Source organism: Photobacterium kishitanii (genome assembly GCF_000613045.3).
GTDB lineage: Bacteria > Pseudomonadota > Gammaproteobacteria > Enterobacterales > Vibrionaceae > Photobacterium > Photobacterium kishitanii.
On sequence record NZ_LN794352.1, the window covers coordinates 2999924 to 3025071 of the forward strand.

24 protein-coding genes are annotated in these 25148 nt (G+C 42.1%); 12 read left to right on the forward strand and 12 right to left on the reverse strand.

What is annotated here, in order from left to right; all coding sequences use genetic code 11:
- Positions 1-6 precede the first annotated feature (6 nt).
- Positions 7-1383, reverse strand: coding sequence for a PhoH family protein (locus PPBDW_RS13850; RefSeq protein ID WP_036796172.1), 1377 nt, complete (start codon positions 1381-1383; stop codon positions 7-9).
- Between the two features lie 326 nt (positions 1384-1709).
- On the opposite strand from PPBDW_RS13850, the gene rapA reads away from it, so the two are divergent.
- The 3 genes from rapA (at position 1710) to PPBDW_RS13865 (ending at position 6507) form a co-directional block, all read left to right on the forward strand.
- Positions 1710-4631 carry an RNA polymerase-associated protein RapA gene (gene rapA / locus PPBDW_RS13855; protein ID WP_036796173.1) on the forward strand — a complete coding sequence of 974 codons (2922 nt, stop codon included), beginning with the start codon at positions 1710-1712 and terminating at the stop codon, positions 4629-4631.
- Positions 4632-4788: 157 nt separating this feature from the next.
- On the forward strand, positions 4789-5487 hold the full coding sequence (gene rluA / locus PPBDW_RS13860) for a bifunctional tRNA pseudouridine(32) synthase/23S rRNA pseudouridine(746) synthase RluA (RefSeq protein ID WP_045041772.1): 699 nt from the start codon (positions 4789-4791) through the stop codon (positions 5485-5487).
- Between the two features lie 66 nt (positions 5488-5553).
- The gene (locus PPBDW_RS13865) at positions 5554-6507 is read left to right on the forward strand and encodes a D-2-hydroxyacid dehydrogenase (protein ID WP_036796174.1); all 954 of its coding nucleotides are present in this window, start codon (positions 5554-5556) and stop codon (positions 6505-6507) included.
- A 78-nt stretch (positions 6508-6585) separates the two neighbouring features.
- On the opposite strand, the gene djlA is transcribed toward PPBDW_RS13865, so the two are convergent.
- Positions 6586-7437 (reverse strand): co-chaperone DjlA, encoded by an 852-nt coding sequence (djlA, locus tag PPBDW_RS13870; protein WP_036796176.1) that lies wholly within the window; start codon positions 7435-7437, stop codon positions 6586-6588.
- Between the two features lie 170 nt (positions 7438-7607).
- Here djlA and lptD point away from each other — a divergent pair, with 170 nt between their 5' ends.
- The 6 genes from lptD to PPBDW_RS13900 all read left to right on the forward strand — a co-directional run bounded on the left by lptD (position 7608) and on the right by PPBDW_RS13900 (position 14568).
- Complete coding sequence (lptD, locus tag PPBDW_RS13875) at positions 7608-10007, forward strand: LPS assembly protein LptD (RefSeq protein ID WP_036796177.1); 2400 nt, start codon at positions 7608-7610, stop codon at positions 10005-10007.
- A gap of 47 nt (positions 10008-10054) precedes the next feature.
- Complete coding sequence (surA, locus tag PPBDW_RS13880; protein ID WP_036796178.1) at positions 10055-11362, forward strand: peptidylprolyl isomerase SurA; 1308 nt, start codon at positions 10055-10057, stop codon at positions 11360-11362.
- On the forward strand, positions 11355-12365 hold the full coding sequence (gene pdxA / locus PPBDW_RS13885) for a 4-hydroxythreonine-4-phosphate dehydrogenase PdxA (protein ID WP_173425424.1): 1011 nt from the start codon (positions 11355-11357) through the stop codon (positions 12363-12365). The genes surA and pdxA overlap by 8 nt, the downstream gene beginning before the upstream one ends.
- Complete coding sequence (gene rsmA / locus PPBDW_RS13890; protein ID WP_036796179.1) at positions 12362-13180, forward strand: 16S rRNA (adenine(1518)-N(6)/adenine(1519)-N(6))-dimethyltransferase RsmA; 819 nt, start codon at positions 12362-12364, stop codon at positions 13178-13180. The genes pdxA and rsmA overlap by 4 nt, the downstream gene beginning before the upstream one ends.
- 102 nt (positions 13181-13282) lie before the next feature.
- The gene (gene apaG, locus PPBDW_RS13895; protein ID WP_373455556.1) at positions 13283-13699 is read left to right on the forward strand and encodes a Co2+/Mg2+ efflux protein ApaG; all 417 of its coding nucleotides are present in this window, start codon (positions 13283-13285) and stop codon (positions 13697-13699) included.
- 50 nt (positions 13700-13749) lie between these two features.
- Entirely contained in the window at positions 13750-14568 is an 819-nt protein-coding gene (locus PPBDW_RS13900) for a symmetrical bis(5'-nucleosyl)-tetraphosphatase (RefSeq protein WP_036796181.1), read from the forward strand.
- Positions 14569-14634: 66 nt separating this feature from the next.
- Here PPBDW_RS13900 and folA read toward each other — a convergent pair whose 3' ends face one another.
- The 7 genes from folA to rplU form a co-directional block, all read right to left on the reverse strand.
- On the reverse strand, positions 14635-15117 hold the full coding sequence (gene folA / locus PPBDW_RS13905) for a type 3 dihydrofolate reductase (RefSeq protein ID WP_036796183.1): 483 nt from the start codon (positions 15115-15117) through the stop codon (positions 14635-14637).
- A 51-nt stretch (positions 15118-15168) separates the two neighbouring features.
- The gene (locus PPBDW_RS13910) at positions 15169-15633 is read right to left on the reverse strand and encodes a threonine/serine exporter family protein (protein ID WP_036796184.1); all 465 of its coding nucleotides are present in this window, start codon (positions 15631-15633) and stop codon (positions 15169-15171) included.
- Positions 15630-16421: a threonine/serine exporter family protein gene (locus PPBDW_RS13915; RefSeq protein ID WP_036796495.1), complete on the reverse strand. Its 792-nt coding sequence runs from the start codon at positions 16419-16421 to the stop codon at positions 15630-15632. The genes PPBDW_RS13910 and PPBDW_RS13915 overlap by 4 nt, the downstream gene beginning before the upstream one ends.
- A 142-nt stretch (positions 16422-16563) precedes the next feature.
- Positions 16564-17739 (reverse strand): Obg family GTPase CgtA, encoded by a 1176-nt coding sequence (cgtA, locus tag PPBDW_RS13920; RefSeq protein ID WP_036796185.1) that lies wholly within the window; start codon positions 17737-17739, stop codon positions 16564-16566.
- 88 nt (positions 17740-17827) lie between these two features.
- Entirely contained in the window at positions 17828-18754 is a 927-nt protein-coding gene (locus PPBDW_RS13925; RefSeq protein WP_036796187.1) for a DMT family transporter, read from the reverse strand.
- Between the two features lie 67 nt (positions 18755-18821).
- A complete protein-coding gene (rpmA, locus tag PPBDW_RS13930; protein WP_036796188.1) occupies positions 18822-19079 on the reverse strand; it encodes a 50S ribosomal protein L27 in 258 nt (85 codons plus the stop codon).
- Positions 19080-19097: 18 nt separating this feature from the next.
- On the reverse strand, positions 19098-19409 hold the full coding sequence (gene rplU / locus PPBDW_RS13935; protein ID WP_036796189.1) for a 50S ribosomal protein L21: 312 nt from the start codon (positions 19407-19409) through the stop codon (positions 19098-19100).
- Positions 19410-19687: 278 nt separating this feature from the next.
- Here rplU and ispB point away from each other — a divergent pair, with 278 nt between their 5' ends.
- Both ispB and PPBDW_RS13945 read left to right on the forward strand, forming a co-directional pair.
- Positions 19688-20659: an octaprenyl diphosphate synthase gene (gene ispB / locus PPBDW_RS13940; protein WP_036796191.1), complete on the forward strand. Its 972-nt coding sequence runs from the start codon at positions 19688-19690 to the stop codon at positions 20657-20659.
- Positions 20660-20809: 150 nt separating this feature from the next.
- Entirely contained in the window at positions 20810-20995 is a 186-nt protein-coding gene (locus PPBDW_RS13945; protein ID WP_230850453.1) for a hypothetical protein, read from the forward strand.
- 70 nt (positions 20996-21065) lie between these two features.
- Here the strand turns inward: PPBDW_RS13945 and mdh are convergent, their stop codons facing one another.
- A complete protein-coding gene (gene mdh / locus PPBDW_RS13950; RefSeq protein WP_036796193.1) occupies positions 21066-22004 on the reverse strand; it encodes a malate dehydrogenase in 939 nt (312 codons plus the stop codon).
- Between the two features lie 394 nt (positions 22005-22398).
- Between mdh and argR the strand changes: the two genes are divergently transcribed.
- Positions 22399-22869, forward strand: coding sequence for a transcriptional regulator ArgR (gene argR / locus PPBDW_RS13955; RefSeq protein WP_036796195.1), 471 nt, complete (start codon positions 22399-22401; stop codon positions 22867-22869).
- A 110-nt stretch (positions 22870-22979) separates the two neighbouring features.
- Here the strand turns inward: argR and PPBDW_RS13960 are convergent, their stop codons facing one another.
- Together PPBDW_RS13960 and mpl are read right to left on the reverse strand one after the other, a co-directional pair.
- Positions 22980-23603, reverse strand: a complete 624-nt coding sequence (locus tag PPBDW_RS13960) for a flavin prenyltransferase UbiX (RefSeq protein WP_036796197.1) — start codon at positions 23601-23603, stop codon at positions 22980-22982.
- Positions 23604-23614: 11 nt separating this feature from the next.
- A complete protein-coding gene (gene mpl / locus PPBDW_RS13965; RefSeq protein WP_036796198.1) occupies positions 23615-24970 on the reverse strand; it encodes a UDP-N-acetylmuramate:L-alanyl-gamma-D-glutamyl-meso-diaminopimelate ligase in 1356 nt (451 codons plus the stop codon).
- Positions 24971-25148 lie beyond the last annotated feature (178 nt).

Below are 25148 nucleotides of genomic sequence, written 5' to 3' on the forward strand. Positions count from 1 at the left end.
ATCAAACTAAAGATTTTCTTCAGCAAACTCCGCTAAGCGACTCCGTACCACGCCATTAAGATAAATATTGGCACTACCGTCAAAATGCTTAAACCGTTCGACAATATAAGTTAAGCCTGATGTCACTGGTGACAAATAATTTGAATCAATTTGAGCAAGGTTGCCTGAACACACCAACTTAGTACCTTCACCACAACGGGTAATAATGGTTTTAATCTGAGATGCCGTTAGGTTTTGACACTCATCAAGTAGCACAAACGCATTTTGAATCGAACGCCCACGCATAAAGTTTATCGATTTAAATTGAATATTGGCTTTATCAAAAATGTACTTCATTGAGCCATCAGTACAGACATCATGCTTATGTAACGCTTCCATCGTGTCGGTCACCGCCGCTAACCACGGCAACATTTTCTCTTCTTCTGTTCCGGGTAAAAAACCGATAGATTCTGCAATTTCAGGCGTATTACGAGTGACAATGATCTTGTCATACATCCCTTTTTCAATTACCTGCTCTAAGGCGGCAGCCATTGCTAAAATGGTTTTACCACAACCAGCCGGCCCCGTTAAGATCACCAAATCAATATTCGAATCGAGCATCGCATCCAGCGCCATTCCCTGATAAATATTTTTAGGGTGAACTCCCCATGCCTGACGATGCATTAAGCGTTCGTAGCTAATATCTTTAATGGTGACCTCTTCACCATTAATTGCTTTGATCCGCGCTGCAAACTCTTCGCTATCATCAAGTAAATATTGATTCACATAGGGCGTTTCAAATAACACTTTTGGCAAGGTATGTAAGGTTGAACTCCCGCGATTTTCAGAATGACATTCAACGACGTTACTCCAAAAATTACCGCTATAACGATGAAAACCTTTGCTGAGTAAAGCAACATCATCAATCAATTGATCAGAACGATAATCGTCGACATTCAATACTCCAGCACCTTTGGCTCGTAAACGCATATTGATATCTTTAGTGACTAAGACTACGCTTCTGGGAGCATGTTTTTGTTGTAAAAAAAGAACGCTATTAAGAATACGGTTATCACCCGCTTTATCACTAAACGCATGCACCGTTTGTTTAACTTCATAATCAGCAAAAATGGCAATGGTGCCGTTGTGAGGAATTTGATCATTAAAACAAATACCCGCTGAAATTTGTTCAGGGGTGGCATCGTGAAAGATATTTTCTAAGGCACGAATCGCAACTCGTGCATCACGAGAAACATCACGTTTACTGTCTTTGATACGATCTAACTCTTCCAATACCGTCATGGGAATCACCACGTCGTGTTCTTGGAAAGAGAAGATAGCGAGAGGTTCATGAAGCAGAATATTTGTATCTAATACAAACAGTTTCCGTTCGGCATTGTCCATAAGCACCTCCTTGGTAGGGCAAATAGCAATAAACTTACTATCCTGTTTTAGCTTACGTCAAAATTAACGATTTAGTTAAATAACGACGTCATCACTATTAATGACTGGAGTTAATGAAACTAAAATGATATTGGAACTTAAGCCTTTATTTACACACTTTCACCGTGACCTTAATCACATCATGCAGTACCATAACTCCCCCATTTTTGAGTTATGTGTATACCGTATTATTCATCTATGCATTTAGTTTTATTATAGACGATAAACAAATAACGCGAATTATAACATTTTCCTTTATATCAAATAATTAGAAGGTTTTTAGCACTATGCCATTTGCTTTGGGTCAACGTTGGATCAGTGATACAGAAAGTGATTTAGGTTTGGGCACAGTCGTTGCGATTGAGCCACGAACTGTCACCTTGATGTTTCCAGCATCAGATGAAAACCGCTTATACGCTCGCCATGATGCACCAGTTACCCGCGTAATGTTTAATGTTGGCGATGTGATTGAAAGCCACGAAGGCTGGTCGCTAAAAGTTGAAGCGATCGAAGAAGATAAAGGAATTATCACTTATATCGGTACTCGTACAGATACCGAAGCAAGTGATGTTGCATTACGTGAAATATTTTTAAGCCATCAAATTCGATTTAATAAACCGCAAGATAAATTATTTGCCGGCCAAATCGATCGCATGGATCGGTTTGCGTTACGCTACCGTGCGCTAAAAAACCAATATGAACAATTAAAAAGCCCATTACGTGGTTTATGTGGCATGCGTGCAGGTTTAATTCCACACCAACTTTACATCGCCCATGAAGTGGGTCGTCGTTACGCTCCACGCGTTTTACTGGCTGATGAAGTAGGTTTAGGTAAAACCATTGAAGCGGGTATGATCATCCACCAACAAGTGTTGTCAGGCCGTGCTGAACGTATTCTAATTTTGGTACCAGAAACACTACAACACCAATGGCTCGTGGAAATGATGCGTCGTTTTAACCTTCACTTTTCTATTTTTGATGAAGAGCGTTGTGTTGAAGCTTTTGCTGACTCTGCCAACCCATTTGATACTGCACAATTTGTATTGTGTTCACTTGATTTTCTACGTAAGAGTCGTCGCCGCTTTGAACAAGCGCTTGATGCCGATTGGGATCTATTGATTGTCGATGAAGCACATCACCTTGAGTGGAGTGAAGAGCGCCCAAGCCGTCAATATCAAGTGGTTGAAGCGATTGCTGAAAAAACGCCAGGAGTATTATTACTTACCGCAACCCCAGAACAATTAGGCCGTGAAAGTCACTTTGCACGCCTACGCTTATTGGATCCTGATCGTTTTTACGATTATGACGCTTTTGTTGAAGAAGAGCGTCTATACGAACCTGTTGCAGATGCAGTATCTCAATTACTTGCGGGAGAAAAACTCAATAACAACGCCAAGCAAACCTTAATTGATTTACTTGCTGGTCAAGATGTTGAGCCAATGATCACTGCAATTGAAAATGCGGCTACTGATGATGACGTAGCCGCATTAGAAGCTCGCCATCAACTGATCAGTAATCTGATGGATCGCCATGGTACCGGCCGCGTATTGTTCCGTAATACCCGTTCAGCTATCAAAGGTTTCCCTAAGCGTCACCTTAATATGTATCCATTACCAATGCCTAACCAATACAGCACCGCCATGCGTGTTGCTGCCATGATGTCTGGTAAATTAAGCATTAACGAAAAAGCGATTAAACTGCTTTACCCTGAAGATATCTATCAAGAGTTTGAAGGGGAATCAGCCACATGGTGGAACTTTGATCCTCGCATTAACTGGCTATTAGATATGCTAAAAGCCAATCGTAATGAAAAAGTATTGGTGATCTGTTCTCGCGCTCAAACCGCGTTAACATTAGAGCAAGCATTACGTGAACGTGAAGGTATTCGTGCCACCGTGTTCCATGAAGGAATGTCAATCATTGAGCGCGATAAAGCAGCGGCTTATTTTGCTCAAGAAGAAAGTGGCGCTCAGGTCTTAATCTGTTCAGAAATCGGCTCTGAAGGACGTAACTTCCAATTTGCTAATCAATTAGTAATGTTCGATTTACCAAGTAACCCTGACTTACTAGAGCAACGTATTGGTCGTTTAGATCGTATTGGTCAACAGCGTGAAATTGAAATTCATGTGCCGCATCTTGAGGGAACATCGCAAGCATTACTTGCACGCTGGTTCAACGAAGGTTTAAACGCTTTTGAAGAAACCTGCCCAACAGGTCGCCCAGTTTACGAAGCAGTATGTGAAGATCTCATCACTCTACTTGCGAGTGATAAGCAAGATAGTGACGCTCTAGAAGCAGTGATCACTCAAAGTGCTGCGCTACATAACGAACTCAAAGGCAAACTTGAACAAGGTCGTGATCGTTTACTTGAAATTCACTCTAACGGTGGTGAAGCTGCTCAACAGTTAGTTGAACAAATCAGTAGCAAAGACGGCGATACCAACTTAGTCTCTTTCGCTCTTGGCTTATTTGACACTATCGGCCTTAACCAAGACGATAAAGGTGAAAACGCAATTGTAGTCACCCCATCGGAACACATGATGGTCGCGAGCTACCCAGGTTTACCGTATGACGGCTGTACGATTACTTTTGATCGAAATACGGCGCTATCACGCGAAGATCTGCACTTTATCAGCTGGGAACACCCAATGATTCAAGGTGGTATCGAGTTACTATTGAGTGAAGGCGTTGGTACGACTGCAGTTTCATTATTGAAAAACAAAGCATTACCAGTCGGTACGTTATTGTTAGAACTGATTTATGTGGTTGATGCGCAAGCACCAAAACAATCAGGCATCGGCCGTTTCTTACCGAAAACGCCAATTCGTATTTTACTTGATAGTAAAGGCAATAACCTGTCGGCGAATGTTGAGTTTGAAAGCTTTAACCGTCAGTTAAGTCCAATTAACCGTCATTTAAGCAGTAAGCTAGTCAATTCAGTACAGAAAGAGATCCATACTTTAATTGCTCATGCTGAACGCGAAATTGATAAAGAGTTGGTTAGTGTTCGTAGCCAAGCACAAGCAGAGATGGAAGCAAGCTTACGCGCTGAACATCAACGATTACTGGCACTAAAAGCCGTTAACCCTAATATTCGTGATGACGAATTAGAATTGATTGAAACTCAAATTTTAGATTTGACCGATTACATTGCCAAAGCGCAAATTCAACTTGATTCATTACGTTTAATTGTTGTTAGTCATAACTAATTACTGACGTTATTACCATAAAAACTCCGCCGTCGATTATATGTTTACAGCATCTGATCGGCGGCTTTTTTATGGTAGCAGTGCTATAGGCATACCAATTATGAGGTATTCATATTAGTATGCTGACCAATTTTTTACTCTCACCAACGAGCGCATCATGAAACCATTGCCAGTGCTGATCTACAATCCCCCCACAGATCCTTGGTTGGATACCCTTTTTATTGATAGTGATATTATTGCTGTCAACAAACCAGCAGGCCTGTTATCAAACCCAGGTCGTCAACCTGAGCACCATGACAGTGTGTTTGCGCGCGTGTTAGCCCAATATCCTCAATCACAAATTGTGCATCGTTTAGATATGGGCACATCAGGCTTAATTGTATTAGCCTTAAATAAGGCAGCCGAACGCCATTTCAAAGCACAATTTCGTGAGCGTGAAACGAAAAAAGTATATTATGCTCGAGTATGGGGACATCTAGAACATGATAGCGGTACGGTTGATTTGCCACTGATTTGTGATTGGCCAAATCGTCCTCGTCAAAAAGTATGTTTTGATGATGGTAAGCCATCAGTTACCCACTATGAGGTATTAAGCCGCGATGATAAAACCACACTAGTGCGTTTATTACCTATCACTGGTCGCTCTCATCAATTACGAGTACATATGCAAGCACTCGGGCACCCTATTTTAGGTGATGGCTTCTATGCTAATGACGAAGCGCTTGCAGCATCACCGCGACTGCTATTACACGCCGCTGAGCTAACCTTTACCCACCCTGGTACCGATGAGCCGATGCATCTTTTCGCACCATGTGAATTTTATCCACAAGCACCGACTCAAACAATTTACCCATAAGCGGTAGGCATCTTTAGCAATGAATGCTAGCGTAAAGCCTGCATTCATTGTTTATTGAGGTCACCCATGGAAACCATCGTTTTTCTTGATCATGGAACCATTCCGGCACACATTAGTCTCCCTCGTCCAACCTTTTGTCACCAATGGCAGCAATACGATACCACCACACCGGCACAGATAATTGAACGACTTCAACATGCGACCATAGTGATCACTAATAAAGTTGTCCTCGATAGCCATATTCTTGCCCAATTACCACAACTTAAATTTATCGCCATCGCCGCCACAGGCACTAATAATGTTGATCTCAATTATTGCCGAGCCCATAACATTGCAGTGGCTAATATTCGGGGTTATGCCACTCGTTCAGTACCAGAACATGTGATCGCAATGATTTTTGCTCTCAAACGTAACCTTGCTGGTTATCAGCAAGATATTGCTAACGGTGAATGGCAACGCCAGCAGCAATTTTGTTTCTTTACCCATTCAATTACGGATGTTGCGGGATCAACCTTAGGTATTATCGGTAACGGCAGTTTAGGCAAAGCAGTTGCAGCACTTGCGCGTGCAATCGGAATCGAAGTTTTATTTGCAGAGCATCCAAGGGCAAATCAGTGTCGTGATGGCTATCATCCCTTTGAGCAAGTATTACGTGAAGCTGACATCATTAGCCTTCATTGTCCGCTCACCTCGGCAACGAATAATATGATTGCAGCACCGCAATTTGAATTAATGAAACCTAGCGCAATTATTATTAATACTGGCCGTGGTGGACTGATTAATGAACAGGCTTTGATTGATGCACTGCTCTCCCAACAAATAGCAGGCGCTGGTATTGATGTCTTTACTCAAGAGCCTGCGCCGATGTCTAATCCTTTAATTGCCCATAGCCATTTACCTAATTTAATTTTAACACCACACGTTGCGTGGGGATCTGACTCCGCTATTCAGGCATTAGTGAATCAGCTCATTGATAATATCAATAGCTTTCACCAAGGCACCCATAAAAATCGGCTTTAATGATGATTTTTAGTGACAAAAAAGCGAGCATTACGCTCGCTTTTTTATTTATCGCTGGTTATAGCTCTAAGCACAACCTTATTTAAAACCCTTTTCCTTTCGAATCAGATCATAAGCAGCTTGTAACTCTTGAGTTTTTTGTTTAGCGATTTCCATCATTTCTGGTGGTAAACCTTTAGCGGCCAATTTATCAGGATGGTGTTCATTCATTTGCTTACGGTAGGCACGCTTAACTTCTTGCGCTGAGGCATCATCATTAACACCCAACACTTTAAATGCATCCGCTAATTGATCACGTGTTGGTGGTGCTTGAAAACCACCACCTTGCTGTTGATACTGCTGATGAAATCCACCTTGCTGAAAGCGGAACGCAGCTTCTTGCATTTGCAAGCGTTGCTCTAGTTGTGCTTCTGAGAAACCAAGATAGCGCGCAATCACATGCAATAACTCACGCTCTTTCGGATGTAATTGCCCGTCAGCGAACGCAGCTTGAATTTGAAGCTCTAAGAAAAACTGTAATAAATCAGCCCGTCCGGCGCGACTACGGACACGATTAAGAGTTGCTTCTAATGGGAAGTTATCTTCTTTGCCTTCACGAAATGCATTTTGTGCTTGGCGACGAGATTCGCCTTGCAGCCCCATCCGATCCATAATCGTACTAGCAACACGAATTTCGTTCTCAGTCACGCGACCTTTGGCTTTTGCCATGTGGCCCATGGTGGCAAAACAGGCATTAAAAAACTCCGCTTGGCGTTCAGCATTAGTGGCATTTTTACCGCCAAAACCACCAAAGCCGCCATTCATTTGGCGCGCATAAGCCTTGTCAAATTGATGGCCAATAAACAGCCCGATCAACAATCCAGGTAGCTTACCAATAGAGAGTCCTAGCAACGCGCCAATAATTTTTCCCCATATACCTGTTTTCTGCATTCTATACTCTCTGGTAATTCGTTAATTTTTTCACTGTTTACCCCACAGCATGCGCTGAAAAGATGCCGTCGCGTTAAATTTGCATTATGATAGCTGTCATTTGTCGGGAATGCTTGTAAAAAGCGCAACAATTCGCCTTGCACCAAATTGATACAGGAATGTTGAATTAGATGTCACTTACCTCTCACAGTTTACTAGCCACAATGATTAGCTTAGCCCTTTATGGCCCAGCAATGGCTGCCGACACCACCTCTACAAGTGGTGATGGTCACAACCAACAAACCATTGCAGATCCCGCTAATAATACGATTAATGGTAACAAAGATCCTCTTGCGATGGTACGTGGCGTCTGCATCCCAGAAAAAGATCGCCAACAAGATACCAACAACGAACCGATCCATATCAGTGCTAACCGCGTTGAAGCGCAACAAAATAAAACCGCGGTATATTCTGGTGATGTGGTGGTCAAGCAAGGCACTCGTACTATTGTTGCAGATAAAGCAACTTTACAACAACCAGCCAACATTGTGACGGCTCACGGTAACGTTTTCTACCAAGATGGAGGCATGGATATTGATGCCAAACGCCTTACGAGCGATCTTGATACTAAAGATGCCCAAATGGATGATGCCGTCTACCAAATGACTTGTCAGCCCGGTCGAGGTGATGCGAAATTAATTGAGCGTCGCAATGTTGATGGCACACAATTCTATAAGATGAAAGATGGTACCTATACCACTTGCCCGAGTAACGATAAAAGTTGGCGCTTTGCCGCTGGCAGCCTCGAGCGTGACGGCGAGTCACCATTTGCAGATCTGTATAACGCCCGCTTTGAAGTACTCGATTTCCCAATATTTTATCTGCCTTGGTTACGCGTTCCAGTTACAGAGCAACGTCTTACTGGTTTCCTTTACCCGTCGCTTAGCTACGGCTCTAAAAACGGAATGGAAATTGAAACCCCATTTTACTGGAATATTGCCCCTAATTACGATTTGACCTTTACACCTAAGTACATGAACCACAGAGGGTTACAGCTAACGTCTAAATTCCGTTATCTGACTGACTTTGGTCAAGGCCAGTTCATTAGTGAATATTTAGGTCACGACAAAAAACACCCAGATTACGATAAACGCTGGGGTATTCAGTGGACACATAGTGGCATTATCAACAAAAACTGGTTGCTGAACATTGATTACAGCAAAGTCAGTGATACTAAATATTTTGACGACGTTGACTCAATTATCGGCCAGCGTGAAGATAATAACCTGCTGCAAACTGCGTCATTAGCATATCGAAATGATAATTGGGACACTAGCTTAATGGTGCGTGACTTCCAACCACTCACTCAAAGTGGCGAAGGCACCCAATACCGATTAATGCCTCAACTATCAAGCACCTACTATAAGTCTGATCTGCCTTATGGCTTAGACTTTAGTTTGCCAATGAGTATCAGTAAGTTTGATACCGATGATAGAGCTAAACCGACAGCCGATCGAGTTACGTTTAATCCAACGTTAACCTTGCCATATGCGACACCGTGGTGGTCAGTCACGACTCAAGCAAAATTAAACTACGCACATTACAACCAACAGTTTGATGTCAATGTTAATCCTAATTTAAGTACGCTTGATAAAACAACTAATCGTACCGTACCTGAGTTTCGAGTTAACAGTAGTTTATACTTTGAGCGTGATACCTCCATTATGGGAGAGCATTACACTCAAAGCTTAGAACCACAACTACAATATTTATACGTTAAAAATGTTGATCAATCTGGGATTTATAACCCAGTTAATTATAGTGGTGGTGGTTACGACTCAACCCGTTTACAACAAGATTATTACGGCTTATTTAGTGATCGTACTTATAGTGGTCAAGATTACATTGCTGCTGCTAACCAATTTACGGTTGGTGCCACAACTCGCTATTATGATGCAAACTTTAAGGAACGATTTACCCTTTCATTGGGTCAAATATTCTATATTGATAAACCTGTCGCTGATGGCACAGAAGCAAAAAGCTATTCTGCAACGGCATTAGAAACCGAATTCAACCTTAATGATAACCTGTTCTTCAAGAGTGCAATGCAATATGACTCAAGTAAGAATGAAATTCAGCAAGGCAGTACGGCAGTTGAATACCGTAATGGTCGCGTTTTTGTTCAACCTAGCTATCGTTATGTGTCTCGTTCTTATCTTGGTAATTATGTTGATGAAAATACATTAAAAGATAACGGTAATGATGGCATATCACAATTAGGGTTATCAGCAGGTTTTCCAATTAACGATAATATTGATATTACTGCGGATTATTTCCAAGATATGAATGTCAATAAAATGCTAGAGAGTCGGGTCGGCCTAGTTTACCGCTCTGCATGTTGGATGATCGGTTTAAGCTATAATCGCTATGCAAAAAATGCATTGAGCCAAGATTTTACTGAGTATGACAGTAATGTTAGCTTCTCGTTTAGTCTACTTGGGCTTCAAGGTGCACGACCATTTGGTCAAACATCGACAGATGATGGCGGCAATATCTTAGGTTATGCTGACCCATTCACACTTAAAAATTAATGATCGTGGCGATAATACATATCGCCACTCAACATGACGGACTATAAATGAAAAAGTGGAAGTATTCGGCGCTAAGCGTAATGCTCATGGGGATGACAGCGACAGCAATGGCAGCCCCTCAACCGCAAGAATTAAATCAAATTGTAACCACGGTTAACGATGGTGTCATTTTACAAAGTGACGTCAATGCAATGCTTAAAACTGTTCATCTAAATGCGGCAGCAGAGGGCCAACAACTGCCCCCTAATAATATTTTACGCCAGCAAGTGATGGACAAATTAATCATGGAAAGTTTGCAAATCCAGCAAGCAAAACAGCTAGGATTACGCATTGACGACAATCAACTTGATCAAGCGATTGCTGATGTTGCTAAGCAACGTAATATGACCGTTGCTCAACTACGTCAAGATTTAGCGAGTGCCGGTATCAGCTTCTCAATGTTCCGTGAGCAATTACGTAACGATATGCTAGCTTCTGAAGCGCGTACCATTATTGTCCGTAAACGAGTGAATATTCTGCCACAAGAAGTGGATAGTTTAGCCGCACAGCTAGCAAAACAAACTCAGCAAAACGTCCAGTACAACATTAGCCAAATTCAAATTGCTGTCGATGATGATGCAAACAAAGCGACCCGTGAAAAAGCGAAGCAAGAAGCTGATAAAATTTATGCCCAATTAAAACAAGGCGCTAATTTTGCTGAATTGGCTTATCGCTACTCAAAAGGCCCTAAAGCCCTTAAAGGTGGAGAATGGGGTTGGATGAGTAAAGATGAAATGCCAACTATCTTTGCTGACCAAATTAAAACCAGCGGTAAAGACAGTGTAATTGGTCCTTTCCGTAGCGGTGTTGGTTACCATATTTTAAAAATTAATGACGTTAAAGGCATGCCAACAGTTTCTGCGGTTGAAGTAAAAGCACGTCATATTTTAATTAAAACCTCCATCATTTTAAGTGACGCCGCAGCTAAAAAAGAATTACAACAAATTCGCCAGAAGATCATTAGTGGTAAAGAAACCTTTGCTGCAGCAGCAAAACAATACAGCGAAGATCCAGGCTCAGCGGCTAATGGTGGTCAACTAGGTTGGCAAGTACCATCAATGTATGCACCTGCTTTTGAAAAAGAAGTAGAAACATTGCCAGTAGATCAAATTAGCCAACCATTTAAATCTCAGTTTGGCTGGCACATTGTTGAAGTTGAAGGTCGCCGTAATGTCGATCGTACTGAAGCTGCATTAAAGAACCGTGCCGCACAGATTTTATTTAACCGTAAATTCAATGAAGAAGCACAAACTTGGTTACAAGAACTTCGTGCTGGTGCCTACATTGAACAAATGAATAAGGTAAATAATGGCTAATAACAAGCAGGTGACTAACACACAACGGATTGCAATCACTCCAGGTGAACCGGCAGGAATTGGCCCAGATTTAGTCATTGCCTTGTGTCAGCAACATTGGCCGCATCAACTTGTAATTTGTGCTGATGCTCAGGTTATGGTAGAACGTGCGGCTCAATTAGGTTTGCCACTTACTATTTTGCCCTATCAATCTGAGTTACCAGCTCAACCACATCAAGCTGGCACCATGACAGTGGCTCAAATAGACAGTGCCGCTGAAGTTGTCTGTGGACAACTTGACGAGCAAAATGGTCTCTATGTATTAGCAACACTAGAACGTGCAGCTTCTGGCTGTATGAGTGGTGAATTTGCCGCGGTTGTTACAGGTCCAGTACACAAAGGCGTAATCAACCGCGCCGGAGTTTCTTTTAGTGGTCACACTGAATTTTTTGCACAGCAATCAGATACAGCACAAGTTGTTATGATGCTGGCAACAGAAGGTTTACGGGTTGCATTAGTGACGACCCATATTCCTATAAGCTGTGTTTCTAAAGCCATTACCGAATCTCGACTTAAGCAAGTTATTCGTATCTTGCATGCTGACTTAGTGACTAAATTTGGTATTGCGTCCCCCAAAATTTATGTTTGCGGGCTCAATCCTCATGCCGGAGAAGACGGCTGTATGGGAATGGAAGAAATTGATACTATCATCCCAACATTAGAACAACTGCGTCAACAAGAAGGCATAAATTTGCTTGGACCATTTCCAGCAGATACTATCTTTCAAGAAAAATATTTAGCTGATGCCGATACGGTGTTAGCGATGTATCACGATCAAGGGTTACCGGTGCTGAAATACAAAGGCTTCGGTAAATCAGTCAACATTACGTTGGGACTGCCCTTTATCAGAACTTCAGTAGATCATGGTACCGCACTGGAACTCGCAGGTACTGGGCAAGCAGACATAGGTAGCCTTCGGACAGCGCTATCCCACGCCCTCGAATTGGTAGAAAAACAAGCATGAGCAGCGATCAAGTCCACTTAGGTCACCGCGCGCGTAAGCGCTTTGGCCAAAACTTTTTAAAAGACCCATATATTATTGATGGCATTGTGTCAGCGATTAACCCTCTACCAGGCCAAAACTTGGTAGAAATTGGCCCCGGCCTTGGTGCAATTACTGAATATGTTGGCAAATTAGTTGATAAATTTACCGTTATTGAACTTGACCGAGATCTGGCTGAGCGTTTACGTAACCATCCCGATCTTGCCTCAAAGCTAACGATCCATGAAGGCGATGCAATGCGCTTCGACTTTACGCAACTTATTAAGCCAAATAATAAGCTACGTATCTTCGGTAATTTGCCTTACAACATCTCAACACCATTGATGTTCCATATTTTTGAATTCCATAAAGACGTACTAGATATGCACTTTATGCTTCAAAAAGAAGTGGTTAATCGTCTAGCAGCCGGCCCAGGTAGCAAGGCTTATGGTCGTCTAACAGTAATGGCACAATACTACTGTAAAGTGATGCCTGTATTGGAAGTTCCACCAGAATCTTTCGTACCAGCACCGAAAGTTGATTCTGCGGTGGTGCGTTTAACGCCATATGAAGTTTTACCTTACCCATGTACTAACCTAAAATGGCTAGATCGTGTGTGTCGTGAAGGCTTCAACCAACGTCGTAAAACAATTCGTAACTGTTACAAAGGCTTGTTCACTCCAGAACAACTTGAAGCGCTAGGCGTTAATCCTGGCCACCGCCCTGAAAACATTACGGTTGAGCAATTTGTTGCTATGGCTAATTGGCTTGATGTTAATTTCCAAAAAGAACAATAACCGCTATAACCTACTTATAACGGCGTAAATAACCTTAAAACCCTGTGTAACATGTCACGTGTTACACAGGGTTTTCTTTATTTATCAGCCAACAATACTAAAATGAGAATAAACCATCAGCAAAGGATATTGCCTGTGAGTATCTCATCCCCTCCAACAATCAAGTGTCATGTTGTTAGTCATTATCTAGTCGAACAATCACAACCAGAACTCCAACGCTATGTTTTTTCATATACCATTATTATCAAAAATTTAGGTCGTGGCTGTGCCCACTTACTTAAACGTTATTGGTTGATCACCGATGCCAACGGGAAAAAATTAGTCATTGAGGGCGAAGGTGTTGTAGGTCAACAACCGTATATTAACGCTGATGATGAGTTCACTTATACCAGTGGTACCGTTATTGAAACCCCTGTCGGCGTTATGCAAGGCCAATACACCATGGAAGATGAATTAGGTAATGCCTTTAAAGTTGAAGTAGCACCATTTCGACTAGCAATGCCAAACATTCTTCATTAATCTAATGCGATTAATTTCATGTTAATTAACGCATTGATAATGGGAGCACCATGGCGACTTATCTTGTCGGTGATATTCAAGGCTGTTTACCCGACTTAAAAAAATTACTGGCGCAAGCTAATTTCGATCCTCACCACGATCATTTATGGCTCGCGGGTGATCTGGTTGCCCGCGGACCTGAATCATTAGAAACATTACGCTTTGTCAAAGCATTAGGCGATCACGCTACCGTGATCCTTGGCAATCATGACTTGCATTTATTAGCCGTATCTCATCAACTCGCACGCGCTAAAAAAAGCGATAATATTCATCAGATTTTCACCGCAGAGGATGGCCAAGAGTTACTCGATTGGTTACGCCACCAGCCATTATTAGCCGAACATCCGCACTATCCATTTGTTATGGTGCATGCTGGCATTACGCCACAGTGGACACTTGAACAAGCCCGCCACCATGCTAGTGAAGTAGAGCAACTACTACAGTCTAATGACTACTTATGGCTTCTGAAAAATATGTATGGCGATGGTCCTGATTGGTGGCAAGACGATCTTTCGCGATTAGAACGATTACGGTTTACGATCAACAGCTTTACGCGAATGCGTTTTTGCGATCCTCAAGGACGGCTAGATATGCATTGCAAAGTGCAACCTAACGATCCTGCCATCGGTGATTTAATCCCGTGGTTTGATGTCAAACGTAGTCAGCCATTAGGAAAAACCATTATTTTTGGTCATTGGGCGGCACTGATGGGCCACCAGGATGAGCACTGTATCGGTTTAGATACTGGCTGCGTATGGGGTAATAGCTTAACCATGTTACGTTGGGAAGATGGACAACGATTTGTCACCGAGTGTCCACTCTACGCTTAATTTGAAGTTATAAAAATGCCGACAATGATTGTCGGCATTATCTCGCTGATGCAATATATTCATCAGTTATGATCGTTCGAGGATCACGAACTCCATCGCATAAGCATTTTTATCATCGCTATTATGATGCTCTTTTGTTACCACTTGCCAATGATCTCCCCATTCAGGAAACTGAGTATCCCCTTTAAGATCTGCATCAATAAAAGTCAAATACAGTCTATCGGCTATCGGTAAACAGGCCTGATAAATGCTACCACCACCAATGATCATTAACTCTGGTACATCACCAGCAACTAACTTGGCAGCGGCAATATCGTTGACCACCGTAATACCTTCAGCACTGAAATGAGGATTACGACTAATAACAATATTTAATCGCCCAGGTAGCGGCCGTCCAATCGACTCAAAGGTTTTACGCCCCATAACAATCGGTTTACCTAAAGTGCAACGCTTAAACCACGTAAAATCTGCAGGTAAATGCCATGGCATACTATTATCATTACCAATGATCCGATCATGAGCCATTGCAGCGATCATACTGATCTTCATCTTTGTATCTCCATTCACACTCTCAGTGCGCACATTATCATTCTGCTATCGTTATACCACAGGACGGCGACGATAAAATAATAACCCCGGCATTGCTAATCCAATTGCCAATGCTGCCACAATAAACATCGCTTTTAGCACATTATCAATCATCAGCCCCCATAATTCTAATGAGAATCCACGATGATTAATTTCAACGATTGCAATCATGGCTTTAAAGGCAAACACTCCCGGCACCATCGGAATCAATGCGGCAACAGTAAACACTTTAGGGTGTGCCAAAAAACGGTGCGACCAATGGACACCTATCATACCAACGAGAGTTGCTGCGACCAACGTTGACCATTCGATCGAGATCCCCCAATGCATTAGCAAAAACCGCGTTCCATGACCAATCGCACCACCAATTGCACAATATTTTAGCGCTTTTTTAGGGACATTAAACACCAATGCAAATCCTAATGCAGGGATCATCGCAAGTAACATATCATTGAGTAACGCTAACATTAACGTCATAGTAACCACCCCCAGACATCAAGCACATTCATCGCCGCCACAATCCCCATACAGGTTGATAGTGTCAATAAACTTGCCATTGTCCAACGAGCTAACCCCATACTTGGAAAACCTTTTACCATATCAGCCACCGCATTAATTAACGGGAAACCAGGGACTAACATCAGCACTGATGAAGCCATGGCTAAAAAAGGCTGTTCTCCAATATTGTATACTTGCCCAAGTCCTGAAATTAAAGTGGTAACAAACGCGGTTATTGCAAAGTTTAACAACGGATTAAAATGATAGCTGGCTATTTGCTGTCGGACACACATACCCACAGATGAAGCACAAAAGGTAAGTAAAAACACAGCCCAATCGCCACCAGCTAAACGACTAAATGCCGCGCATGATAAGCCAATCATAAGCGCAACTAACCAGCGATTATAACGTTGGGTTTTAAGATTTTCTAAACGATGTTGAACGTCATTACAATCCAATAATCCACGCTCAACAAGAATGCAAATACGTTGAATATCAGTCACTATTTGCATGTTAATTCCCCCGTCTTGGCAACGACGCGTGGTGGTAATACAGCAACCTAAATGACGAGTACTGATCACTATCGAACTCGCTGATAATGACACTTCAACATACTCAACCCCGAGTGCTAACCCGAGTCTGCGAGTGACATCCATGATAACCGAGCTCTCAGCCCCATGTTGCAATAACCGTTGACCAACCTCAATCGCTAACCGAGTCACTTGCCGTTGCTGAGCGTCATTCAACGGTTGGAGTGCTCTCTCCATGCCAATATCCATTTACAATCCATTATAAAAATACCTTTTGTAACAACTAGCATACCTAACCCGCTGCAGCCTGCGTTGATTAAGCACAAAAAAAAGCCACACCTCAAAAGGTGTGGCTCATTAGCATAACGCTCGCTCGGACTTAAGGCTTATAGATGATCTCTACATCGTAATCATCTTCATTCCAGTCATCCCAATCATCATCATCGCCGTCTTCATCCTGAACTTTCTTAATTTGTTCAGCGTGGTAATCATCCCACTTAAAGTCAACTTTATCAGCTTGTTGCTCTTCAACTTCATACTTAACACGTGGCAAGGCATCAATAGCCACCATCAGATCATAAGTAAGCTCTTTAGTACCAACACGGTTCAAGGCAGAAATACTGTAATGCTGACCTTCCCATGCTAATGCTTCAAGTACTTCAGTGATCTTTTGTTGTGCTTGCTCTTCATCAAGAAGATCTGCTTTGTTAAAGATAATCCAACGTGGCTTATTACCCAGTTTATCACTGTATTGCTCAAGCTCATTGATGATAGTAAATGCATTCTCTACCGGATCAGAGCCATCAGCTGGTAATAAATCAATCATGTGTAATAACACACGACAACGCTCAAGGTGTTTCAAGAAGCGAATACCTAGACCAGCACCTTCAGCGGCACCTTCAATTAGACCAGGAATATCAGCAACGACAAAACTACGCTCAGCATCAACACGTACCACGCCCAAGCTTGGAACAAGGGTAGTGAATGGGTAATCAGCTACTTTCGGCTTAGCAGACGATACAGAGCGAATGAAGGTAGATTTACCAGCATTAGGCAGACCTAACATACCAACATCAGCTAAAAGCAGTAGTTCAAGACGTAAATGACGAATTTCACCTTTACTACCCATACTCTTTTGACGAGGAGCACGGTTTACAGATGATTTGAAGCGGGTGTTACCTAGGCCATGGAAACCGCCCTTAGCAACCATCACTTTCATACCATGTTCAGTAAGATCGGCAATCACTTCACCTGTATCTTCATCAATGGCACGTGTACCTACAGGTACTGTTAATACTTTATCCGCACCGCGTTTACCCGTACAGTTACCACCACGGCCATTTTCGCCACGCTCAGCAGCATGGAAACGCTCAAAGCGATAATCAATTAGAGTGTTAAAGTTTTCATCAGCTAGCAGGTAAACATCACCGCCGTCACCGCCGTCACCGCCGTCAGGGCCGCCACGAGGAATGTACTTTTCAGTACGAAAACTTACTACACCATTACCACCGTCACCGGCATCGGCGCGAATAACCGCTTCATCTATAAACTTCATTTTTTTCTCCGCACTGTGGCGTTTAACATACAGCGATGACGGCATTTAGCACTTATCATCGCGTAGTAATTATTGTCATGGACCTTGACTATTTGCTCTGGCGAATAAACTTATGGCCTATAGCACAGCAAACAGCGCCACTTACCACAACCATAGCACCGAGATAGCCCCATATATTCAAAGAGACTGTCGCAACATATTGTGGCCAAGCCAAACTCGCAAGATCGACAAATAATATCGTAAACAAGGGAGTCAGTGTAATCACTGCACTCACTTGTGATGCTTGCCAACGTGCCATTGCTTCAGCAAATGCACCATAGCCAACAAGCGTATTAACACAACAGAATAACAGCATCCCTAATTGACGGTTATCCATTGTTAAAATTTGTTGTGGTTGTGCCATTGGGGTCAGTATTACAGCACAGATGATATAAATCATCAGTAATATTTGTGCTGATGAAAACTGCCGTAATAACCATTTCTGCGCTAAGCCATAAACGACCCACACTAACGCAGCGGCAACAGCAAGACTAACACCAAGAGTATAGCCAGAAAAACTGGTAAACAACTCAATAAGCCGTTCATTAAAAAATAAGATCAGCCCACTAATTAACGCAATTACACCAATAATTTGATGTCGGCCTAACTTTTCTTTAAATACCCACGCACTGGATACTAACAGCATCACGGGGGCTAATTGGATAATAACTTGTACAACGGGAGGATTTAGGTATTTCAATGAACTGTTATACAGCACAAAGTTACCCGCAAGGCCAATACTGGCGATGGCTAGCACCACACAACTCATTCGCCCAAGATTTGATATCGTTGGTAATTGCTTTCGCCACGCTAAAAAAAGGCCTAAGCCAAACGCTGCAGTAATAAAGCGATACCAAACAATTGTAAAAGGATCCATCACTTCTACAGCTTGTTTCATTGCAATGGGTAATGCGCCCCAAAAAACGGCGGTTGTCATTGCAAGAAAAAAACCAATCATGGGGCCGCGGTTAATCATAAACCCTCCAGATATAAAAAGCCCCGCCAAAAAGGCAGGGCTTTAATATTCGTGTCGATTCTGAAAATTATTCAGCGTCGATAGATACGAATTTACGGTTTTTAGGACCTTTAACTTCAAACTTCACTTTACCATCAGATAGAGCGAATAGAGTGTGGTCTTTACCTAGGCCAACGTTTGTGCCAGCGTGGAACTTAGTACCACGTTGACGAACGATGATGTTGCCTGCTAATACAGACTCGCCACCAAAACGCTTAACACCTAGGCGTTTGCTTTCTGAATCACGGCCGTTATTAGTAGAACCGCCAGCTTTTTTATGTGCCATCTTTAAATTCTCCTGTTATTAAGCGCTGATGCCAGTAATTTTGACTTCAGTGAACCACTGACGGTGGCCCATTTGCTTACGAGAGTGCTTACGACGACGGAACTTAACGATTTTAATCTTATCGCCACGACCGTGAGTAACAACTTCAGCAGTTACTTTACCGCCAGCTACGAACGGTGCGCCTACAGTTACTTCTTCGCCATTAGCTACTAAAAGTACTGAGTCAAATTCAACGTTAGCGCCAGTTTCAGCGTCTAATTTTTCTAAGCGTAAGGTTTGGCCTTCGCTTACACGGTGTTGTTTACCACCACTTTGGAAAACAGCGTACATGTCTTACTCCGCTTCTCCGCATAGGCCATTTGCCACGTCTAAAATGGGCAATGGGTATGCGCTTAATCTTGTCATCAATAGGGCGCGAATGTTACGCGAAAAGAGACTTTGTGGCAAGCCATTATGGAAAGAAAATTGGTGAAAAGCTGCCCAATACAAAAACTGTTTGAAATAGCTGTATTTGAGGTTATGACGATATGGTTATTTTAGTGTAAGATTCCCGTATCAATTGAAAATATTTTCCGCCCTACGCGGCTAACAATCTTGCTGGATGTATAATGGATTTTAAAGCTATCCAAGCGCTCACCGCCAACGATATGGCGGAAGTCGACGCGAAGATACAGGCGCAACTTAACTCAGATGTTGCCCTCATTAATCAACTCGGATTCTACATTGTCAACAGTGGTGGAAAACGTATTCGCCCCATGCTGGCAGTATTAACAGCACGTGCACTTGGCTATGAGGGTGACAAACACACCACAGCCGCGGCTTTTGTTGAATTTATCCACACCGCGACATTGCTCCATGATGATGTGGTTGATGAATCAGATATGCGTCGTGGCAAAGAAACAGCCAATGCCGCTTTTGGTAATGCAGCCAGTGTTTTAGTTGGTGACTACATTTATACGCGCTCATTTCAAATGATGACAAGCCTACGATCCTTAAGGATCCTTGATATCATGAGTGAAGCAACCAATGTGATCGCTGAAGGTGAAGTACTGCAGTTAATGAACTGTAACGATCCTGAAACCACAGAAACCAGCTACATGCAGGTGATCTACTCGAAAACAGCGCGCTTATTTGAAGCATCAACACAAATTGCGGCCATTATTGCAGATGCACCAACAGAAATTGAGGTTGCGCTGCAAGAGTATGGACGTTATTTAGGTACTGCTTTCCAGTTAATCGATGACGTCCTTGACTATGTTGCCGACGGCAAAGAAATGGGTAAGAACGTTGGTGATGATCTTGCTGAAGGCAAACCGACATTACCTTTACTGCATGCAATGCATCATGGCGATCAAGCACAGGCTACAATGATACGTGAAGCAATTGTTCATGCTAATGGCATGGATAAGCTTGAGGCTATTTTGGCTTGTATGCACCAATATGGCTCGTTAGAGTACACTCAACAACGTGCTGAACAAGAAGCACAAAAAGCCATAGCGGCTCTAGCTCCGATTGCTGAGTCCGACTATAAGCAAGCACTGATTACGTTAGCCCATATGGCAGTACAACGTAAAAAATAATCCCCTTTTTATCAAAACCTGTCCTAGTGGCAGGTTTTTTTATATCCAATAACCTCCCCCCGTGATAACTCTATCTACGATCGACGATGATCTATACTGTAGCTACTAGGTAAATAAAGTGCCTTATCGGCTAAGAAGGTGATCATGGATATGAAGCATTTGACCAAAGGAATGTGGGTTGAATCTTATCATGGAGTAGGCAAAGTGATCGGCATTGATCATCAGTACCACTCAGTGATCGTCGAGCACCGCCAAGATCATCAATTACAGTCAATAGATATTGCAGATCTTATCGAACAACCTCAACTCCATAATGGTTGCGAACGTTATTATTAATATTCATAAATAACAGCCATAAAAAAGCGGCTCTTTAGGCCGCTTTTTTAATTCAAATAGTTAAGCTGGTTTATTTTGCAGCAAACTCTTCACCCAGTGTAATATCTGCACGTAATGTATCAAGCATGCTTTCTAATGCATTTTGTTCAAATGCACTTAATGTACCGTAGTCCATCACTTCTTCAATGCCATCTTTACCCAGTAATACAGGTTGAGCGAAGAAACGAGTATGTTTACCGTCACCTTCAACATAAGCGCATTCAACAACACCTTGTTCACCTTGTAATGCACGCACCATAGCTAAACCAAAACGACAGGCGGCTTGGCCCATAGACAATGTCGCAGAGCCACCACCCGCTTTAGCTTCTACAACTTCAGTACCTGCATTTTGAATGCGTGGAGTTAATGCTTTCACTTCATCTTCACTAAAGCTCACACCTTCAACTTGCGATAACAATGGTAAAATAGTTACCCCCGAATGGCCACCAATGACAGGTACTCGAATATCACATGGTGAAACGCCTTTTAGCTCAGCAACAAATGTTTCCGAACGAAGTACATCTAAAGTCGTAATACCAAATAACTTACGCTTGTCGTAAACACCGGCTTTTTTCAATACATCAGCCGCAATCGCAACCGTAGTATTTACAGGATTAGTAATAATACCAACACAAGCTTGTGGACACACTACTGCGATTTTTTCAGCTAATGATTTTACAATACCAGCATTAACATTGAATAAATCAGAACGATCCATTCCGGGTTTACGTGCTACACCTGCAGAAATAAGCACAACATCAGCACCTTCTAGCGCCGGCGTTGGATCGTCCCCACAATATCCTTTAATTGCTACAGGGGTTGGAATATGGCTTAAATCTGCCGCAACCCCAGGTGTCACTGGAGCAATATCATATAAAGCAAGATCTGAGCCTGCTGGTAAACGATTTTTCAATAGCAATGCTAATGCCTGACCAATACCACCAGCCGCACCAATTACAGCAACTTTCATGTTCGTTCTCCTTTACGATAGAAGTATATTTATTGAAGTGGGTACAACCTAATTCAGTTAATAATAGTAGTAACTGAATAACAATCTATGGACGTTATATTAAGCATAAAAAAAATACAATCTTCTCCCCCTCGCTTTGCGAAGTAACGCAGAATCCCATAAAAATGCACTCAAATGCTTTTATCAGACAAATAAAATAAAAAATTAATAATGACTCTGCTTTATCAGATTTCAATTAATTAGTTATGATAAAACAATGACAAGAGCCACAATAAAAAATTTTATCTATGCCAAAAATGCGAATTCACATATTTATTTTGATTCAGTTTGTTTGCCAGTGAGTCACAGGTTATGCAAAAATGGCTCACCTCGTCCCTGTAGATAATATTTACTTATGCGAAATTCAGATAAACAAGAACGTTTAATCAAAGCGTTTAAATCAATTTTAAAAGAAGAAAAATTCAGTTCTCAAGGTGAGATTGTTGATGCGTTAAAAGCACAGGGTTTTGATAATATTAACCAATCAAAAGTCTCTCGCATGCTAACAAAATTCGGCGCAGTCCGTACTCGCAATGCAAAGATGGAAATGGTTTATTGCTTACCGATTGAGCTGGGTGTTCCAACAATCACTAGCCCATTAAAAGAATTAGTAATGGAAGTGGGCTTTAATAGTGCCTTAGTCGTGATCCATACCGGTCCCGGCGCAGCGCAAGTTATTGCACGCTTATTAGACTCTTTAGGTAGAGCGGAAGGAATCTTAGGTGTTGTTGCGGGTGACGATACTATTTTTATTACACCGACCAATAACATCACCACCAATGAGCTTTATGACTCGGTATGCGAGCTGTTTGATTACAGCAACTGATCGATGATTAGGGTCTATCTAACTTTGCGTAGCATCAATATCAATGCTCAAGAAATATAGACCCTTTGTTTTCAGTGTCTCCTTAATATGAGTGACACTCTGTTCCTAAATTAGGATTGTTCGCGTTGATCATATCCCCAACGAGGAACTAAACCTTGCTCTATTTTTAGGTGATCTAATATACGTGCCACCATAAAATCCACTAAATCAGCAATGGTTTGCGGTTGATGATAAAATCCTGGTGCTGCAGGCATGATCGTAACCCCCAATTGCGATAGCTTAAGCATATTCTCTAAATGGATGCTTGAGAATGGCGTTTCTCTGACCACAAGTAGCAATTGACCACGCTCTTTTATCACTACATCCGCCGCCCGCTCGAGCAAATTATTCGACATTCCATAAGCAACGGAAGCTAACGTCGATGCCGAACATGGACAGATCACCATTTGCTTAGGCGCTGCCGAACCTGAAGCTACAGGTGAAAACCATTCCTCTTTACCACACACTACCAATTTTTCAGTGGCACACTGCAAATAAGCAACTAATTGTTGCTGCGCTGTTTCTGGTGCTGCTGATAATTTAAGCCCATGCTCAGTCGCCAATACCACTCGCGCCGCCGATGAAATCAACAGATAAACCTGATAATCTGCCGCCAACAAACATTCCAGCAAACGCAAACCATAAGGTGCACCGGACGCTCCCGTCCATGCCAATGTTATCTGTTTATGCTTCATTATATCTCACTTTATTTTGCAGTTAATGCGGCTAATAATTTGTCATGAATACCACAAAAACCACCATTACTCATCACTAAAATAGTATCGCCAGCCTGAGCTGATTCAGCAATCTTAGCCACCAGCGTATCAATATCATCACTACAAAACGCAGGTTGTGAACATTGATCTGCAATTTCTTGAACTGACCATGGAATATTATCCGGTTGAAATAAGAACACTTCATCTGCGGCATGTAACGCAGGTGCCAAGTCGTGTTTGTGTACACCTAATTTCATCGTATTTGAACGCGGTTCAAGCACTGCAAGAATACGTGATTGATTCAATTTAGCTCTCAATCCACCCAATGTTAACTCTATTGCGGTTGGATGATGGGCAAAATCATCATATACAGTGACGCCATTGACCTCGCCTTTATACTCTAATCGACGCTTAGTATTAATAAATTTAGCTAATGACTCACAGGCTAAATTCGCCGTTACCCCCACGTGTCGAGCAGCAGCAATTGCCATCAATGCATTATTAACATTATGATCGCCAACTAATGCCCAGTCCACAACACCGACTAATTGACCATCCAGATAAACGTCAAATATGCTGCCATCAGCAAGTTGTTTTTGCGCACGCCAATGGCCATCGCCACCAATATATTCCAATTCACTCCAACAACCCATCGCTAGCGTTTGATCAATATTTTTTACCCCATGCGGTGCTAAAATACGACCATTCCCTGGTACTGTACGTACTAAATGATGAAATTGACGTTGAATTGCTTTTAGATCATCAAAGATATCTGCATGATCAAACTCAAGGTTATTCATGATCAAAGTGCGTGGATGGTAATGCACAAACTTCGAACGCTTATCAAAAAAAGCACTGTCATATTCATCGGCTTCAACAACAAAAAACATACTTTCGCCAAGGCGAGCTGAAACACCAAAGTTTCCAAGCACTCCCCCCACTAAGAAGCCAGGTTGATAACCACAATCATCTAAAATCCAGGCTAACATACTCGCAGTGGTTGTTTTGCCATGTGTACCAGCAACCGCCATTACCCAACGATCATGCAATAAATAATCATGTAACCACTGAGGACCAGAGGTGTAGCGTAAATTATTGTTGAGAACATATTCAACACATGGATTACCGCGACTCATCGCATTACCGATCACCACTAAATCAGGTGCTGGATTTAATTGCTCAGGATCATATCCTTGAATTATTTCAATACCTTGAGACTCAAGCATGGTACTCATCGGTGGATAAACATTAGCATCAGAACCGGTAACTTTATGCCCAAGTTGAGTCGCTAATGTAGCTGCGCCCCCCATAAATGTTCCACAGATACCTAAAATATGAATATGCATAATTGCTCTCTCCATCCTTAATTTTTATTAATGTCACGCTTTGACGTTACTTCGTTACCATAAAAAAGATCTTTATATACAATTCTTTATACAACGAAAAATATTATGAAGCGTCCGATCTCATTATGCGTTGAGATCCAAACAGTATACAACTGAATCTCTCTACCCTTATGACAAC

Bases quoted from the DNA above. Each gene is read 5' to 3' on its own strand.
- rapA (WP_036796173.1), top strand. From the start codon at position 1,710: ATGCCATTTGCTTTGGGTCAACGTTGGATCAGTGATACAGAAAGTGAT.
- argR (WP_036796195.1), top strand. From the start codon at position 22,399: ATGCGAAATTCAGATAAACAAGAACGTTTAATCAAAGCGTTTAAATCA.
- rluA (WP_045041772.1), top strand. From the start codon at position 4,789: ATGAAACCATTGCCAGTGCTGATCTACAATCCCCCCACAGATCCTTGG.
- pdxA (WP_173425424.1), top strand. From the start codon at position 11,355: ATGGCTAATAACAAGCAGGTGACTAACACACAACGGATTGCAATCACT.
- ispB (WP_036796191.1), top strand. From the start codon at position 19,688: ATGGATTTTAAAGCTATCCAAGCGCTCACCGCCAACGATATGGCGGAA.
- rsmA (WP_036796179.1), top strand. From the start codon at position 12,362: ATGAGCAGCGATCAAGTCCACTTAGGTCACCGCGCGCGTAAGCGCTTT.
- cgtA (WP_036796185.1), bottom strand. From the start codon at position 17,739: ATGAAGTTTATAGATGAAGCGGTTATTCGCGCCGATGCCGGTGACGGT.
- PPBDW_RS13925 (WP_036796187.1), bottom strand. From the start codon at position 18,754: ATGATTAACCGCGGCCCCATGATTGGTTTTTTTCTTGCAATGACAACC.
- PPBDW_RS13900 (WP_036796181.1), top strand. From the start codon at position 13,750: ATGGCGACTTATCTTGTCGGTGATATTCAAGGCTGTTTACCCGACTTA.
- mdh (WP_036796193.1), bottom strand. From the start codon at position 22,004: ATGAAAGTTGCTGTAATTGGTGCGGCTGGTGGTATTGGTCAGGCATTA.
- PPBDW_RS13960 (WP_036796197.1), bottom strand. From the start codon at position 23,603: ATGAAGCATAAACAGATAACATTGGCATGGACGGGAGCGTCCGGTGCA.
- PPBDW_RS13910 (WP_036796184.1), bottom strand. From the start codon at position 15,633: ATGACGTTAATGTTAGCGTTACTCAATGATATGTTACTTGCGATGATC.
- rpmA (WP_036796188.1), bottom strand. From the start codon at position 19,079: ATGGCACATAAAAAAGCTGGCGGTTCTACTAATAACGGCCGTGATTCA.
- PPBDW_RS13915 (WP_036796495.1), bottom strand. From the start codon at position 16,421: ATGGAGAGAGCACTCCAACCGTTGAATGACGCTCAGCAACGGCAAGTG.
- djlA (WP_036796176.1), bottom strand. From the start codon at position 7,437: ATGCAGAAAACAGGTATATGGGGAAAAATTATTGGCGCGTTGCTAGGA.
- PPBDW_RS13945 (WP_230850453.1), top strand. From the start codon at position 20,810: ATGAAGCATTTGACCAAAGGAATGTGGGTTGAATCTTATCATGGAGTA.
- PPBDW_RS13865 (WP_036796174.1), top strand. From the start codon at position 5,554: ATGGAAACCATCGTTTTTCTTGATCATGGAACCATTCCGGCACACATT.
- folA (WP_036796183.1), bottom strand. From the start codon at position 15,117: ATGAAGATCAGTATGATCGCTGCAATGGCTCATGATCGGATCATTGGT.
- PPBDW_RS13850 (WP_036796172.1), bottom strand. From the start codon at position 1,383: ATGGACAATGCCGAACGGAAACTGTTTGTATTAGATACAAATATTCTG.
- apaG (WP_373455556.1), top strand. From the start codon at position 13,283: ATGAGAATAAACCATCAGCAAAGGATATTGCCTGTGAGTATCTCATCC.
- rplU (WP_036796189.1), bottom strand. From the start codon at position 19,409: ATGTACGCTGTTTTCCAAAGTGGTGGTAAACAACACCGTGTAAGCGAA.
- lptD (WP_036796177.1), top strand. From the start codon at position 7,608: ATGTCACTTACCTCTCACAGTTTACTAGCCACAATGATTAGCTTAGCC.
- mpl (WP_036796198.1), bottom strand. From the start codon at position 24,970: ATGCATATTCATATTTTAGGTATCTGTGGAACATTTATGGGGGGCGCA.
- surA (WP_036796178.1), top strand. From the start codon at position 10,055: ATGAAAAAGTGGAAGTATTCGGCGCTAAGCGTAATGCTCATGGGGATG.